15 protein-coding genes are annotated in these 17,032 nt (G+C 36.1%); 5 read left to right on the forward strand and 10 right to left on the reverse strand.

Going from position 1 to position 17,032, the window contains the following annotated elements:
• Nucleotides 1-46 precede the first annotated feature (46 nt).
• The 8 genes from uvrC to RHO12_01520 form a co-directional block, all read right to left on the reverse strand.
• Nucleotides 47-1,888: an excinuclease ABC subunit UvrC gene (gene uvrC / locus RHO12_01485; protein WVD66454.1), complete on the reverse strand. Its 1,842-nt coding sequence runs from the start codon at nucleotides 1,886-1,888 to the stop codon at nucleotides 47-49.
• Between the two features lie 27 nt (nucleotides 1,889-1,915).
• Nucleotides 1,916-2,605 carry an arginine ABC transporter permease ArtM gene (gene artM, locus RHO12_01490; protein WVD66455.1) on the reverse strand — a complete coding sequence of 230 codons (690 nt, stop codon included), beginning with the start codon at nucleotides 2,603-2,605 and terminating at the stop codon, nucleotides 1,916-1,918.
• A 12-nt stretch (nucleotides 2,606-2,617) separates the two neighbouring features.
• A complete protein-coding gene (artQ, locus tag RHO12_01495) occupies nucleotides 2,618-3,379 on the reverse strand; it encodes an arginine ABC transporter permease ArtQ (GenBank protein WVD66456.1) in 762 nt (253 codons plus the stop codon).
• Nucleotides 3,380-3,463: 84 nt separating this feature from the next.
• The gene (locus tag RHO12_01500) at nucleotides 3,464-4,198 is read right to left on the reverse strand and encodes a transporter substrate-binding domain-containing protein (GenBank protein WVD66457.1); all 735 of its coding nucleotides are present in this window, start codon (nucleotides 4,196-4,198) and stop codon (nucleotides 3,464-3,466) included.
• A gap of 25 nt (nucleotides 4,199-4,223) precedes the next feature.
• Complete coding sequence (artP, locus tag RHO12_01505) at nucleotides 4,224-4,952, reverse strand: arginine ABC transporter ATP-binding protein ArtP (GenBank protein ID WVD66458.1); 729 nt, start codon at nucleotides 4,950-4,952, stop codon at nucleotides 4,224-4,226.
• Between the two features lie 82 nt (nucleotides 4,953-5,034).
• Complete coding sequence (locus tag RHO12_01510; GenBank protein WVD66459.1) at nucleotides 5,035-5,721, reverse strand: ElyC/SanA/YdcF family protein; 687 nt, start codon at nucleotides 5,719-5,721, stop codon at nucleotides 5,035-5,037.
• A 10-nt stretch (nucleotides 5,722-5,731) separates the two neighbouring features.
• Nucleotides 5,732-6,421, reverse strand: a complete 690-nt coding sequence (locus RHO12_01515) for a CidB/LrgB family autolysis modulator (GenBank protein ID WVD66460.1) — start codon at nucleotides 6,419-6,421, stop codon at nucleotides 5,732-5,734.
• Entirely contained in the window at nucleotides 6,421-6,864 is a 444-nt protein-coding gene (locus RHO12_01520) for a CidA/LrgA family protein (protein ID WVD66461.1), read from the reverse strand. The genes RHO12_01515 and RHO12_01520 overlap by 1 nt, the downstream gene beginning before the upstream one ends.
• 251 nt (nucleotides 6,865-7,115) lie before the next feature.
• On the opposite strand from RHO12_01520, the gene surE reads away from it, so the two are divergent.
• The 5 genes from surE to RHO12_01545 all read left to right on the forward strand — a co-directional run bounded on the left by surE (nucleotide 7,116) and on the right by RHO12_01545 (nucleotide 15,029).
• On the forward strand, nucleotides 7,116-7,892 hold the full coding sequence (gene surE / locus RHO12_01525; GenBank protein ID WVD66462.1) for a 5'/3'-nucleotidase SurE: 777 nt from the start codon (nucleotides 7,116-7,118) through the stop codon (nucleotides 7,890-7,892).
• 23 nt (nucleotides 7,893-7,915) lie between these two features.
• Nucleotides 7,916-8,281, forward strand: coding sequence for a YbaN family protein (locus tag RHO12_01530; protein ID WVD66463.1), 366 nt, complete (start codon nucleotides 7,916-7,918; stop codon nucleotides 8,279-8,281).
• A gap of 183 nt (nucleotides 8,282-8,464) precedes the next feature.
• Complete coding sequence (locus RHO12_01535; GenBank protein ID WVD66464.1) at nucleotides 8,465-9,172, forward strand: YoaK family protein; 708 nt, start codon at nucleotides 8,465-8,467, stop codon at nucleotides 9,170-9,172.
• A gap of 69 nt (nucleotides 9,173-9,241) precedes the next feature.
• Complete coding sequence (locus tag RHO12_01540; protein WVD66465.1) at nucleotides 9,242-10,300, forward strand: AI-2E family transporter; 1,059 nt, start codon at nucleotides 9,242-9,244, stop codon at nucleotides 10,298-10,300.
• A 253-nt stretch (nucleotides 10,301-10,553) separates the two neighbouring features.
• Entirely contained in the window at nucleotides 10,554-15,029 is a 4,476-nt protein-coding gene (locus RHO12_01545) for an Ig-like domain-containing protein (GenBank protein ID WVD66466.1), read from the forward strand.
• Nucleotides 15,030-15,215: 186 nt separating this feature from the next.
• Here the strand turns inward: RHO12_01545 and bcp are convergent, their stop codons facing one another.
• Nucleotides 15,216-15,689, reverse strand: a complete 474-nt coding sequence (gene bcp / locus RHO12_01550) for a thioredoxin-dependent thiol peroxidase (protein ID WVD66467.1) — start codon at nucleotides 15,687-15,689, stop codon at nucleotides 15,216-15,218.
• A 29-nt stretch (nucleotides 15,690-15,718) separates the two neighbouring features.
• Complete coding sequence (hemL, locus tag RHO12_01555; protein WVD66468.1) at nucleotides 15,719-17,002, reverse strand: glutamate-1-semialdehyde 2,1-aminomutase; 1,284 nt, start codon at nucleotides 17,000-17,002, stop codon at nucleotides 15,719-15,721.
• Nucleotides 17,003-17,032 lie beyond the last annotated feature (30 nt).

The raw sequence follows: 17,032 nt of genomic DNA on the forward strand, positions 1-17,032 counted from the left end.
GATTATGTTGCACTAATAATGCTCATCTTTCAATTGATTATTCAGATTATTGCTGTAAGTTATTGTAAATTTTTTCTGCTAATGGTTTTGATATACCTTGTACTTGCGCAATTTCATCGATAGTGGCACTTTTTAGCTCACGTAGTCCACCAAAGTGTTTGAGTAATGCTTGGCGTCGCTTGGCACCTATTCCTTCAATATGTTCCAATGCACTATCTGTCAGCTGCTTAGCATTTTTATTCCTTTGCCCTACAATAGCATGATTATGCGAGGCATTACGTATTTGTTGAATAAGCAATAGCGCGGGTGAGTGAGAGTCAAGATAGTAGCCTTTACCGTGAGCTTCAAAAAAGAGTGTTTCAAGTCCTTCTTTACGTTCAGAGCCTTTAGCAACGCCAATTAAAATAGGGTGATTTTTATTCCACTCGACATTTAATGCGTTAAAAACTTGTAGCGCTTGATTGAGCTGACCTTTACCGCCATCAATAAAAATAATATCGGGAATTTTGTCTTCAGGAAGTCGCTTTTTATCATAACGCCGGGTTAATACTTGTTCCATCGCAGCATAATCATCACCGCCAGTGATTCCTGTAATGTTATAGCGGCGAAATTCGGATTTAACTGGTCCTTTATCATCAAATACAACGCATGATGCTACGGTATTTTTACCCATAAAATGGCTAATATCAAAACACTCCATTCGCGTAATCTGTTTGATACCTAAAAATTCACAGAGTGCAGTATAACGTTGCTTAATCGTTGAACTTTGTAATAACTTGTTTTTTACCTCTTTTTGCGCATTATCAATCGCAATATTAAGTAATTTTAAGTTATTTCCTTTTGGCTCATCAATAATTTTGACTTGATGAGTTGCGACAAGTGACAAGCTATCTTCCAGCGATTTTTTATCAGATAGTGAATAATTTAATAAAATCTTTTTAGGTATATTGCGGTTGGCATTACCTTGTAAGTAAAATTGACCTAAAAATGTTTCAATAACCTCTTCAAGCTCTGTATTTGATGGAATTTTAGGGTAATATGCCCTATGACCAAATGTCTGCCCATTACGAATAAACAGGACATATACACAAGCAATGCCTGACTGATAATGAAAACCGATGGTGTCTAAATTATCATTATTGTTATAAATAGCTTGCTCTTCTTTTATTTTATTAATCGCTTGCAGCTGATTGCGCAATTTAGCCGCTTTTTCAAATTCCAACTTCTCACTCGCTTTTAGCATATCGCTGGTTATTTTTGTGACCACTTGATCTGATTGGTTTTGTAAAAACAATCTAACATAGTTGACTTGCTCGTTATATTCTTCATCAGTCACAAGTCCTGCAACGCAAGGGCCGAGGCAGCGTTTTATCTGGTATTGTAAACAAGGTCTACTACGATTTGCATAAGTCGCATTCGTACATTGACGGATTGGAAAGGTTTTTTGCATCAAGGCTAAAATTTGTTTAACCGCATAAGAACTAGGATAGGGACCAAAAAACTCATCTTGTTTGCGATTAATTGAGCCACGATAGAGTGATAGTTGAGGATGCCTTTCTTTACTTATTTTGATAAATGGATAACTTTTATCATCTTTTAGCAATACATTATAGCGTGGCTGATATTTTTTTATATAAGTTTGTTCAAGTAATAATGCTTCTGTTTCGGTATTCGTTAAAGTGAACTCGACATGGTCAATATGACTGACTAATAGATCGGTTTTTAAGGTTTTTACACTGCTATTGAAATAACTTTTTAGGCGATTATTTAGATCCTTGGCTTTACCAACATAAATAATAACATTTTTGTCATTAAACATTTGATAAATCCCTGGCTTATGAGGGACCGTTTTTAAAAATGAGACTGAGTCAAAACTCTTTTGTTTCATAAAAAATAATCACAATATTAATTAACATTAATGTTCAAGATTCTCAAATGCCAGAGCCCGTTTCTCTACCAATCGCATCATGATGCTTAACAAACCATTTATCAAGAGGTAAATACAACCTGTCAGGACAAATATTGAAAATTCATAGTAAGTACCATAGAGATATTGATTATACCCCATAATATCCATTAATGTGATGGTTGATGTCAAGGCTGTCCCTTTAACGACAAAAATGATCTCATTTGAATAGGTTGATAAAGCACGCTTTAAAGCATAAGGCAAAATGACTTTTAATGATTGTCTTTTATTCATTCCCAGCGCGATACACGCTTGCCATTGGCCTTGTGGTACAGCTTTAATTGCACCAGCAAATATCTGTGTAGTATATGCTGCACTATTTAATGTTAAGGCAACATAAGCACAAAACCAAGGCTGAGAAATAATGTTCCATAAGGTTGGTAAATGTTCGCTGATAAACGTAAATTGCGAAGGACCATAATAGATAATAAACAGCTGAACAAGTAATGGCGTACCCGTAAACAGTACCACATACGTTTTAATTGGTTTAGTGATATACCATTTTTTAGTCGTCGTAAGTGAGACGGATAGGATTATGGCGATTAAACATGCGGTTATAATACCCGCAAAGCTTAATGAAAGGGTAACCGGTAATCCTTTTGCTAGGACTGATAAATAGTAGAAGAATTTATCTGACATGTATATTGCTCCTTATTTTTTCGCCACAGTTGAAGTCGTTTCAAAATAAAGCGCTTTTGTTTCTAGTATTTGTAGTAGTCTTTGGCTAATTAACGATATTATTAAATAAATAGCAGCAGCAATTAAATACCAAGTGAAGGGATTATGTGTGTTTGCTATGATGCTACGTGTTTGCATCATAATATCATTGACCGTGATTAAGGAGACTAAGGCGGTATCTTTTAATAAAACCAACCATTGATTACCCAGCCCAGGCAGTGCATGTCGCCAAATTTGAGGCATAATAATATGAAGTAAAGTACGCGATTTGCTGAGCCCCAAGATTTCTGCCGCTTGTTTTTGTCCAACGGGAATAGCTTTAAATGCGCCACGTAAAGTTTGTGATGCATAGGCAGCATAGAGCAAGGATAGGGCAATAATTCCACATAAAATAGGACTAATATCAAAATTAGTGATTTCTAAATGCAAATTAAATTCAGTAAAGCCTAATGGGATCGACAAATCAAGTCCACCCGCTAGCACGTTATCCGCTAAAAAAATCAGTAAAAACGGAATACCATTATAAATAGCAATAACAACCAGTATTTCAGGTAATGATCGAATAATCGTAACTATTGTCGATGTTAGCCATGCAATAGGCTTGCATCGCCATGATTCAAGTATGGTAAATAAAAATGCAAGTAACAAACCCATTACTAGTGATATTACTGCCAGAAAAAGGGTTGTTTTTGTTGCTTCTAATAGTGGTAAAAAATAATTTAACCAATCAAACATAATTCAAATTTGTCTATTTATATCATTTCATTAAAAGAAAATAGCCGCTAAGTGCGGCGTATATCAGTTCGCTAATCGTATTTGCTACTTCTTGGCAAACCATTTTTGGTAAATCGCATCATAGCTACCGTCGGCTTTCATTTGCATTAACGCTTGGTTAAGTTGTGTCAAAAGTTCAACATTACCTTTACGAACCGCAATCGCTAATCCCGAACCAAAAAAATCAGGATCTGTTACTTTTTCATCAAGTTGAACTAACGTTGGATTGTTTTTTAACCAATCATCAGCAACAGCTGAATCGCTAAGCGTAGCATTAATTCTTCCAGCCTTAAGATCTAAAATAGCATATTCATAGCTATCATAATTAATCACTTCGATTTCAGGATGTTTTTGCATTAGGTATTTTTGATGGGTGGTTCCATTTTGGATCCCAACACGTTTACCCTTAAGTTCATCAATTGTTTTAAAGCTATCTTTATTTACCGTAAATGTAGCAGCATTATCAGTGTAATAAAAATCGGTAAAATCAACTTGTTCTTGGCGTGCAGGTGTGACGTCTATACCCGAAATAGCAGCATCAATTCGGCGGGTTTTTAAACTCGGAATTAAGCTATCAAAAGATTGATTAGTAAATTTACAGGTATATTGTAATTGTTCACAGATTTTATTGGCGATATCAATATCAAAACCAATAAGTTGATTCTTTTCATCAAAAAATTCATAAGGCGCATAAGTTGCTTCTAAACCAAACGTAATATTTTTGGCTGAGGCAGTAAATACAGCGCTGGCTAATGCCACAGTTAGTAAAATTTTTTTCATAAGCTCACCTTTATTTCAGTTCTTATTAATGAGATAAATATAGTTGAAATTGTTTGGAAATAGGGTGAATAAAACAAGACTTATCACCTTGTTCAATAATTTCGCCTTTCTCCATATAAATGACTTGTGAGGCAACTTTCTTAGCAAAGTCAACTTCGTGAGTCACAATAATTTGAGTAATCCCTGTATCTGAAAGTTCGTTAATAATTTCAGCTACTTGTGATGTTATCTCTGGATCTAATGCCGCAGTAGGTTCATCAAATAATAAAATTTTTGGTTCCATCATTAATGCCCTTGCAATTGCAACTCGCTGCTGCTGACCGCCAGATAAATGAAGAGGGTAGCGATCACTCATCATATCTAGCTGTAATCTTGATAAAATTTTATGCGCTTTATTGATAGCGTCTATCTTCGGCATATTTAATACTTGGCAGGGTGCTTCAATCAAATTATCCAAAACAGTAAGGTGCGGCCATAAGTTGTAATTTTGAAAAACCATACCAACATTTGTGCGTAATTTTTTAACTGCTTGCTCGGCTGGTTTTTGCGCAAAATCGAAGGCAATATCAGCGATTGTCATTGTGCCAGAGGCGGGCACTTCAAGCAGATTAAACACTTTTAATAGCGAGCTTTTACCCGCGCCACTGGGTCCCAGTAGTACGATTGTTTCACCTAATGGATAGCTAAATGAGATATTACATAAAGCCTGATGTGAGCCATAAAAACAATTAATATGGTCTAATTTGATGTTCATAAATTGCATTAACTAATATTTAAAATTAAAACTGATTAAATATTATATTTTATTGCATAAAAATGCAATCTAAATTATGAGATTATTGATCCAACAAGTCAATATTTTCATCCATTTTACCCGAGTTATCTATTTCAGACATAATTGGTATAACTGGGCCGAGGTATTTAGGTTCTCGATTGAGTATATAAATATCAAGAAAGGCACTCATTCTTGCTAACATTTCACGAAGTCTAATTACGTTGATGTTATTCGGTGTTGGAACGGAAAAACATTTGGCGTCGATCCCTTGAGATAGGGCAATAAATAACGCTCGCTCACAGTGAAACTCTTGAGTAATAATAGTGAAATTATTTGCATCGAATACTTTATTCGCTCTAATAATCGAATCTAATGTTCTAAAACCAGCATAGTCGAGTACAATGGCTGAGTTTGGCACTCCTGCTTTTAATAAGTCTCGTTTCATCGTGATGGGTTCATTATAGCTTCTCAATGCGTTATCACCGCTAACTAATAAGTAATCTACTTTTCCTGATTTATAAAGATTTACTGCACCATCAATTCTATTTTTATAAAAAGTATTGATTCCACCGCCTTTGATATATTTCGACGTTCCAAGAACAACCCCAACAGAACTATGGGAAATATCATCAGCATTATGGTAAATATAAGGTTCTGTTTTTAAGCTAATCCAATAATCTAATAGAAATATTATAATTATCATCATAATAAATAACAGAAGCAGATATTTGGCTATTTTTTTTATCATTAATTTTTCCTTATAACCAACTATGCAGCATAACAATGATTGGAAATAGAAACGGCGCGGTTAGCGATGTCATAATACCACATAAAACTAAGGCTAAAGAACTATATGCTCCTTCATGGTAACTTACTTCGATACATCTTGCCGTACCAAGAACGTGCGATGTACTGCCCATGGCTAATCCTCTTGCCGCGGCAGATTTTATTTTGAATAAATTAAGTAGCTGATGACCAAAAAGTGCGCCCAGTATACCGACCAGAATAACGGTTAATGCGGTAATTGAAGGGACACCACCTTGATTTTCTGCAACCGTAACCGCGATGGCGGTGGTGACTGATTTTGGTAAAAGCGAAGCGGCGATTTCGGTATTGGCGCCTAACCAAAAAGCGATGCATACACCAGATATCATTGATGATAACGAGGCAATAAAGGTAATAAATAGAATTGACTTCCAACGCGATTTAATTTGCGGCAACATTTCGTATAGCGGGTAGGCTAGTGCGACGACAGAATAAGGTAGCAAGTCATTAATCCAGCGAACATTATGAAAATAATCAGGATAAGATGTGCCTGTAAGTAGTAAGATTGGAATTAGCACAATAGTTGATATGACCAATGGATTAAATAACGTACTTTTTATCTTAATCGCCAGTCGTCTAATTAAGAAAAATACAATTATCGTTAACGGTAACATCCAAACCATTATTTTTGTTCCTCATTAGTTTCTAAAGAGGGGCTAATTGCGGGTTGTAAATGCTGAGTTAGCCAACCAATAAATAGCATAACAATGAATGTACTGATGGTACTACCAATTAAAATGGGCACCCAGCCATCGAGTAGATAAATATAGTTATCCATGATCCCCATCGCGGCAGGAATAAATAGAATAGTCATGTAGCGCATAAATAGGTTACAACCATTACGGATCCATTTAGAGGGAATAAGCTGGAATACGAGCAAAAAAAATAAAATTAATAGACCAATAATACTACCCGGTATCGTAATTGGTAGAAGCTTTGAAACAACATTACCAACTGATAAACAAATAAATAATATAAGAAAACTGCGCCCATAATTAAATGTAGTGTAGTAGAGGGAATATAAACGATGGCGCATTGTTGCGTGCCGAGCTAAAAAATGTTTCATGGCTAGTGATGATGGTTATGTTATCAAGAAGCAAAATTTATGGTAATTATCATACCCTTTTATCCGTATTTTGACAAAATGATTGTAAAAAATAATCATTTATATTGTTTTAACCGAGACCTGCTAATTGTTAGCGTAGCTTGTGCTAATAGATAATTATTATTTTAGCTGACTGCGCGCAGGTAAATTATGAAATATAGTATATAATAGCGGGCCTATGCATAATAATTTAATATTATAAAAGGGCTATTATGAACAATAAGTTACTTAATCGAGTTTTATTATTAAATGATGATGGTATTGACGCACCGGGAATGTTACTACTTAAAAACATTGCACGATCGATTGCTAACGAAGTTTGGGTTGTTGCTCCTGCTATTGATCAAAGTGGTGTTTCTTGTGCTGTAAGTTTAAAAGCGCCATTTCGTGCAGTTCAACGATCTGAACATGAATACGCTATTTATGGGACGCCAGCTGATTGTGCCTCATTTGCGATTAGATATCTAATGCGTGATAACTTGCCTGATTTAGTCTTGTCTGGTATCAATAATGGCTCTAATTTAGGATTCGAGACCGTGCTTTCTGGCACCGTCGGTGGCGCGATGATGGCAATGGTTATGGGGATCCGCTCTATTGCATTTAGCCAAGTGACTAAAGAAGGAAGCGGAATAATCAACTGGGATGTTTCTGAGTATTATGCAAAGTCAGTAATTGAAAAATTACTCAATATTAACTGGCCGAGTCACATTTGTATGAACGTTAACTTTCCCAATTGTGAACCACAACAAGTACAAGGTATCCGGTTAACTACTCAGGGTGACGCAGAGGTTGATGGACTAACGATTACCGCTGTCAAAGATCCAGAAAATAATAATTATTTTTGGTTTAGAGCAAAGCATAGTGATAGCATTTCTACACCAAACAGAGAACTTGACGCAACGAATCTTAACTACATAGCGGTTACTCCATTAGCTTATGGCAGAACCGATGGGTTGGTTTATACTCAATTACAGAATGAATTTAACTAAATCTAATTAACAATTATTTCGCTATGAAAAAACAATTATTTATGCTGCTTGGCTTTTTATCATTTTTATTAGGGACAATCGGTATTTTTTTACCCTTGTTACCGACCGTGCCATTTTATTTGCTGACAGCATATCTTTGGATGAATAGCTCAGATAAATTACATAGTTATTTAATCCATTCTAAATATTATCAAAAATACGTTCAGCAAACATTAATTGAAAAGCGGGTAACACCTAAAAAATTACTAAAAATGCTATTGGTGGTATTTATCGCCTTACTTATTCCATTTATTTTTTTTGACTCTCTGCACGTGCGTCTAATATTAGCTAGCGTTTTTATTGCTCATATCATTGGTGGTTATTGTTATTTTATCCGCAAACCCAATTAATATTTTAATTTTTTTATTAGAATATATAACAAGCACAGTACATAGCAAAAATAACATGATGAAATTTATAATTTAAATAAATTAGAATGTTAGATTATTTTTGATATTACATAATGTTAAATTGAGAATCATTGTAATTAGCGTATAATAGCCAACTATTTTATACCTTGACTACTCACTTTTATGATCCACTTAACTGATAAAAACACACCTTTACACGAAAAATTAGAAATTGGTTTATTGCTAGCTATCGTTGGCGGTTTTTTAGATGCCTACTCGTTTTTATGTTATGGCGGGGTTTTTGCGAATGCTCAAACAGGGAATATGGTGTTATTGGGCATCAGTCTGATTAACGGTGACTATATTAATTTTTTCCACTATTTAATTCCGATTATTGCATTTTCTGTTGGGATCCTAATTACTGAATATTTACTCAAGCAACTCTCTGGCAGTTTCTATATTTGGGTGCTCATTACTGAAATCATCATTTTATGTATTATCGCATTTTCACCCGACAATACACCACAAGTTGTAGTAACTGCTGCAATTTCATTTATGTGCTCGATTCAAATTGGCAGCTTTCGTAAAATTTGTGGTGCTCCGTATACGAGTACCATGTGTACGGGTAATTTACGCTCGGCAATGGAACTACTCTTTATTGCGATTTCAAATAAAGATAGTCACTCTTTAGTAAAAGGGTTACGTTACTTGACTATTATCTTATTTTTTTGTATTGGTGCGACAATCGGTGCGGTTTTTGTTGACTGGTGGGGCAAAATATCGGTATTAGTTTGTTGCCTGCTATTTTTTGTTTTACTGTTATTAATTATTAGAGATATTCTCTATATTAAGCGTAGACAACAGCGCCTCAGTAACACAATTAATAAATAGAGACTAAAATTTGTTAATCATTTAATATATATTAAATATGCTATCTTATTAATTAGTGCGAGAGTCTCGATGTTAAAAATATTTATGGACTGGTATCGTCGACAGTTTAGTGATCCTAATGTTGCCTCCTTAGTTATCGTGATTGTGTCTTTATTTATTATTATCTATTTTTTTAATCAAATTTTATTACCCGTCATTGTTGCTGTAGTTCTGTCATATTTACTTGATACTCCTGTTAAGTATTTAAGCAAAAAAGGATTGCCAAGAACGTTATCAGTAATTGTTGTATTACTAATTTTTATTTCAATTGTATTGCTGGGGGTGATGATTTTGTTACCTTTAATTTGGCAACAAAGTATTAGTTTAGTCCGTAACATTCCAGCCATGTTGACCTTTTTAAATCAACTTTTAACCACATTACCCGAAAAATTTCCTGAACTAATCGATGTAGGATTATTTGACTCTCTGATCCAAAGTATTAAAGATAAAGTCGTTCAAACAGGGAATTCATTACTGCAGTTTTCAATTGTGTCGATATTTAGCTTAGTTTCAGTTATTGTTAATGCCGTATTGGTCCCAATTATGATGTTTTTTTTATTAAAAGATAAAGAAAAAATTTGGGATTATTGTTCTGAGATTTTACCTAAAAATAGGGTGGTTCTGGATAAAGTTGCGAGTGAAATGGATAAGCAAATTGGTAATTATATTGTAGGTAGCGTGCTGCATATAATGATTTTGTTCATTTTTATGTATATTCCATTTTGGTTTTTAGGGTTAGATTATGCTCTATTATTAGCCTTTATCGTCGGCGTGTCGGTGATCATTCCCTATATTGGTATTATTATTTCAACAATTCCGGTAATTTTAGTCGGGTTATTTCAATGGGGATTAAATACTGAATTTGCGATCCTTATTGCTGCTTATGTTATTGTACAGATGCTTGATGGCAATGTAACAGTGCCACTATTATATTCTGAAAAACTTAATCTTCATCCTATTGTGATTATTATTGCCGTACTCATTTTTGGCGGATTATGGGGATTTTGGGGCATATTTTTTGCGATCCCGCTTGCGACTTTGGTTAAAGCAATTATTCATGCTTGGCCTAAAAATCAACAACAAAATTGAGTTGTTAATAACAATTAATCCTTAACTTTCTTCCTAATACCTGCATAAGTTAGCCTTTGGCATATGACTATTAGTCTAAAACATTGGCTAGTACAGGCTCATTCTATTTTTATAAATAAAAATTAATACTAAAACCATAAATATATGGTTTTTCTATTTTTTTACGCATTTAAAAATAATTAAGTATTGAGTTCTATATTTTTATTTACTATATTGAGTGATTTGATATTTTAGTAACGGTAAAAGTATAAAAATGCGAGTTATAATCAAGATTGTATTAGCCATACAAATCCTATTTCCCTTATTTGTTAGTGCGAGCTCTGTCTCGTCTGCCATCGAGTTGGATGCAGAGGCAACGAAAAATCATGCCGCACTTTCAAAGGTTAAAAGTCGTTTACCCGAATTAGCGAGCGGGTCAAAATTTGATAGCCATTTTTCAAGTGAAGAACAGTTTGCCTCCGCTCTATCGCAAACCGGTCAGATTATGTCGGGTGATAATCGGCATGATACCGCTAAGAATTGGCTAGAAAATTCAGCGTATAGCTATTTAAGCGGTCAAATGCAAAACTGGCTTAATCAATATGGTAATAGTCGTATTCAAATTGATAATACGGCCTTTAGCGCCGAACTGTTATTGCCATTATTCGAAAATAGCCGTCATTTAATTTTTTCCCAATCTCGACTCAGTCGAGAGGATGAAAATAGAAAAACGCTAAACGTTGGATTAGGCTATCGGCACTTTGCTGATGAGTGGATGTGGGGATTCAATAGTTTTTATGACCGAGATTTAAATAATAATAATGCGCGATGGGGAGCGGGTTTAGAGCTTGGCGCTAATTATGTCAAACTTGCAACCAATGGTTATTTTCGTTTAACGGATTGGCGTCAATCAAAATTAGCTAACTTTGCCAGCTATAATGAAAGGCCAGCCAATGGGTTTGATATAAGGGCGGAAGGGTTTTTACCTATTTACCCTAATATCGGCGCCAATTTACAATATGAAAAATATTTTGGTGAAAATATTAACCTTAAGAGGTCAAACTCACTAAGTAACCTAAAAGATGATCCAGAAGCTTACCGTGTTGGTTTATCGTATACGCCGGTGCCTTTAGTATCATTTAAGCTAAACCAAACGATGGGCGACGTTAATGAAACAATCGGCGCCTTTGAATTAAATTACCGCTTAGGTGTGCCGTTAAATCTGCAACTCGATAGTCAATTTGTCGCAGAAATGAGGACACTCAAAGGTTCGCGTTATAATTTCGTCGATAGAAATAATGCCATTGTAATGCAATACCAAAAGCAAGCCTTATTAAGACTTTCGTTACCAAAAGCGTTAGTCATGCGGGCGAATGAGCCGGCACACTTGCAGCCAACAATCAGCAAAAATGAGTATCAAGTCGATCATATTGAGTGGTCAGCCTCATCACTAACCGCGAAGGGCGGGACATTAGTATCGACTAGCTCTTCTCCTTATTTGGCCACAATTACGATGCCGTTTTATGATGCAACCGACTCGTTGGATAGCAATCGTTATGAAGTTACGGCGGTAGCGGTGGATATCAAGGGTAATCGCTCAAATATGGCTACCACCCATATTACGGTCACCCCCGCGGCGGGTAATGAAACGATTGCCAGTATCGATATTTCACCAAGCTCTGATATTGTTGCTGATGGTGAAACAGCTGGGATAGTGACCTTACAGGTAAAAGATACCTCGAGTGGGCAGGCATTAGCGGATGTTGCGGTTGATTTTAGCTTAGAGAGTTACGATGGTAAAAAAGTCAGTGGCGTTAAACTTGATGGCAAGGACGAGGCAACCTTAACACGAATAACCGACAGCAAAGGGTATATCTCTTTTCCTATTACCAGTATTAAAGCGGGCAATTACCGATTAAATAGCTCAATTGATGGACGAGAACCGACTAGCAGTGATATTTCATTTATCGCCGATAGTCGTTATGCACAAATCAGTGAAAATAATATCACAATCCTTGGCGATAGTACCATTGCTAACGGAGTGGAGACCTACCGCCTAAAAATCAGAGTCACCGATGCGAATGATAATGGTATCGCAGATCAACTTGTTGATATCACGGCGGACAATGACGCTGTGGTTGGGGCAGTTGAGCCGACAGATCCTAATGGTGAAGTGATTATCACAATCAGTAGCACCAAGCCCGGCTCGAGTAATGTTACGGCAGCAATTGGTGAGTTTAAACAGGTTTTTGCGGTTGACTTTACGATCAACCGTGTTCCAGCGCAGATTGCCGATGGTGCGATTAGCGTAGAAACTAATCATGCGGTTGCAGATGGAGTAAACACAAATAAAGTCAAAGTCAAGGTCACCGATACTGAGGGCAATGGCTTAGCCGGTAGAGTAATAAGCTTAACGGCTGATAATAGTGCGGTGGTAGGTACCATCAGCCCAACCGATGTTAATGGTGAAGTGGTTGTGACACTAAGCAGTATTAAGTCTGGCTCAAGTAATATTAAGGCGAGAATAGATGACTCTACACAAGCGTTCACAGTTGATTTTATTGCCGATAGCAGTACCGCGCACTTTGATGACGAGTCATTATCTTACGATTGGGATCTTATTGACAGTAATAAAATTCCGATAATAGCAAAAGTGGTTGATGCTAATGATAACCCAGTTGGTGGTGCTGCAGTTAATGTAACTGCTAATAATGGCGCAGTAGTTGATTATTCAGGTTTTACTGATGAAACGGGTGAAATAAACATACTCGTAACCACTGCTCTAGTTGGTGATACGCATGTTACTTTATCAGTAGGTAAATCAAAAAAGACTCTACTACTTCCAGTGTTTGAGACAGAATATGTTTCTGATATCAGAGCTCGTGGACTTAGCGTGCTAACAAATGGAGCCTTTGCTGATGGGATAAGTACTAACAGTGTTAAAGTAAAAGTGACCGATTTTTGGAATGATGCTATGGAGGGCGTTAAGATTGGTTTAACTGCTGATAATGGTACGATTGTGGGACCTATTAATCCAACCGATTCAAACGGTGAGGTTATTGTTACGTTAACTAACATGACAGCGGGTAAAAGTACTATTACGGCTACATTCAACAATTATGAGTCTACAATAAGAGATTATCATATTGATGTTAATTTCATTGAGCCTGACACGGGTATTAAAATTGATAGCAACAATTTTACAATAATAAACAATAATGCGCCCGCTGACGGTGCAAAGACAAATAGTGTTAAAGCGAAAGTAACTGATAAAGACGGTAATCCATTAGCGGGTAAATTCGTTTATTTTGTTGCTAGTAATAGCGCTACAATGGATAACGTTCAGTTAACTGATGTAAATGGCGAGGTGATCGCAACTTTAACCAGCACAACCCCTGGTGAAAGTGTTATTACTGCTATAGTTGGTTCATCTAAACAAATTACAACAGTCAATTTTACTGAAGACCTTGTTACTACTAATATTGGTTATCTTTCTATGGACTCATTCTCCTATGATCTCAGTAATGATGTAGATGTAGATACACACTATGCAACCATTAAGGTACTTGATAAGGATAAGAATCCCTTAGAGGGTATTTTAGTTAAATTAACAGCTGATGCTGATGTTGTTATTGGTACTGTTAATCCAACTGACGATAAGGGTGAGACGGCTGTTGTTTTAAGCAGTTCAAATAGTGGGTTTAAAAATGTTACAGCAAGTATAGGTAAGTTTAAAAGTAGCCACAACACTTGGTTTAATGGAGGTAGCACTACAGCACAAATCGCTAGTGTTGAGGTTGAAACAAATAATGCATCTGCAGATGGCATCGATTCTAATAAAGTTAGAGTTAAAGTAGTTAATTTAAAGGGACAACCACTAAACTATAAAACCATTAACATAACTGCCGATAACGGTACTGTTGTAAGTGCTATTGCACCAACTAATAGTAAAGGTTATACCGAGGTGAAATTAACAAATACAACGATGACAAACTCTACGATTAAAGCATCTATCACAAGCAAAGAGGGTAAAACAACCAGTAAAAAAGCTACAGTAGCTTTTAGTGCCGATAGCAAGGGGGCTCAAATTGATAGCGGAAACTTTACCGTTGTCAATAATGGAGCAGTTGCAGATGGTATAAGTACCAATAAAGTTAAAGTTAAAGTGACGGATGCTAAAGGTAATCCATTAGCTAATCAAAAAGTTCATTTCTTCGGTGCAGCTAAAGCTAGTATAGATTTAACGGATAAAAATGGTGAAGTGATCGTAGCATTAACAAGTACTACTGCAGGCAGCATAGAGGTTACGGCAAGTATTGGTGAGTCAGAACAAAAGATAGTAGTCAATTTTATTGCAGATATTAATAAAATAGTAAAAAAATCATTTATTTTTGTGCTAAAAGATGGCGCTTTGGCTGATGGTATCAGTGCTAATCAAGTTCTGATTGCATTAATGGATAATTACGATAATCCAATAATTGGTGAAAGAGTTAACTTTAGCGCAGAGGATGTAACCTTTGGCGAAATAGGGTTAACCGACGAATATGGTCAAGTAGTTGTTAATTTGACTAGTAAAAAGTCAGGTTATATCCCAGTGACTGCAACTTATGGTCAATTTAAAGAAACCTATACTATGTATTTTAGCCCATACAATGAATCTGATAAAATTGAAGATGAGGCAACTAATATGGCATTTAACGATGTGGCAATTGACGACAATAATGATGAGGCTAAATTTGCCTCTCTTTAAAGGCATTAGATTATTGAACTCTGTTTTAATAAGTATTTTAGTGTAATGAAGAATTGTGATTAGCTAAGAATGCTCTATTTATAGCTAAAAGTGGTTCAACGTGCAGAAAAAGTGGGGTAAAACAGCTTTATATTACTAGATTTAACTCTAATTAAAGCCCTGATATACAGGGCTTTTGTCTCTATTTTATGGATGATCTTTTAAGTAGTTCAATACAACTTCATGATGATTACTGGTTTTGAAATCATCAAATACATGTTCAATTTTTCCGCTTTTACCAATTAGAAAACTAATACGATGAATGCCATCATAGGTTTTCCCCATAAACTCTTTTTCTCCCCATATACCAAATTTCTGTGCAACCTCATGATTTTCATCAGACAGAAGAGGGAAGTTAAGTAATTCTTTTTCGGTAAAACGAGATAATTTTTCTGTTTTGTCGGTACTGATACCAATAATTGCAACATTATATTTGTTGAAATTATCTACGTTATCGCGCAAGTTACATGCTTGTACCGTACAGCCTGGTGTCATCGCTTTAGGATAAAAGTAGAGTAAAACACGTTGGTCTTTAAAATCCGTCAAGCTAACTTCTTCACCGTCTTGATCTGGCAGTGTGAATTGTGGAGCTTTTTCGCCTACTTTAAGTGGGGTAATCATATAAATTATCACCTATTATAATTATTGAGCTATTTGATTGTCTTAAAAAAACGGTTTGCAGCATCGATGGTGTGATTAATCTCCCGATCGCCATGCGCAAGTGACATAAATCCGGCTTCAAAAGCAGATGGTGCAAAGTAGATGCCTTCAGTCAGCATATGATGATAGAATTTATTGAATAATTCAATATCACTTTGCATTACATTCGCATAACTGCTGACTTCTTCTACAGTAGTAAAAAATAGACCAAACATTGCACCAACATGATTAACAATTAATGGTACATTATTTTGTTTGGCAACATATAAAAGTCCATCAGCAAGCTGGCTCGTTAAGTCGTCTAATTGCTGATAAATGCCAACGTCATTTAATAAGTTCAATGCTGTATAACCTGCAGTCATTGCAATAGGATTACCAGACAGCGTTCCCGCTTGGTAAATAGGTCCAATGGGTGCCAGTTGCTGCATAATGTCTGCCCGACCACCAAATGCACCTACGGGCATTCCACCACCAATAATTTTACCTAAGCAGGTTAAATCCGGTGTAATATCGTAATATTCTTGGGCGCCACCTAGCGCGACACGAAATCCGGTCATAACTTCATCAATAATAAGCAGGGCACCATGTTGATCGCATAGTTGTCGTAGACCTTGTAAAAATTCGATTTTTGCAGGAACACAGTTCATATTGCCGGCCACCGGTTCAACAATAATTGCGGCAATTTGCTCAGGATATTGTTCGAAGCTTTTCTTTACCGATTCAAGATTATTGTAATCACATACAACAGTATGCTTAACAAAATCGGCAGGTACACCAGGTGAGGTAGGGTTACCAAAAGTCAATGCTCCAGATCCTGCTTTTACTAATAAGTAATCCGCGTGACCATGATAACAGCCTTCAAATTTAATAATTTTATCACGGCCAGTAAATCCTCTCGCGAGACGAATAGCGCTCATAGTGGCTTCAGTGCCGGAGTTTACCATCCGAACCATTTCAATTGATGGCATGATACTGGTGACTAAATCAGCTAACTTTATTTCAATTTCGGTCGGTGCACCATAGCTAAGGCCTTTATGTACTGCATCACAAACCGCACTGGCAATTGCTGGGTGATTATGGCCTAAAATCATCGGTCCCCATGAACCGACATAATCAATATAGGCTTTACTATCGACATCATAAATATAAGCGCCATTGGCTTTTTCAATAAATAAAGGGGTTCCTCCAACGCTATTAAATGCCCTTACTGGCGAATTTACCCCGCCAGGCATCACTTGACTTGCTTGTTCATAAAGGGATTGTGATTTATTCATTGTCGATTTGGTTCTCATTGCCTAATTAGA

It is taken from the genome of Orbaceae bacterium lpD02 (assembly GCA_036251875.1).
GTDB lineage: Bacteria > Pseudomonadota > Gammaproteobacteria > Enterobacterales > Orbaceae > Orbus > Orbus sturtevantii.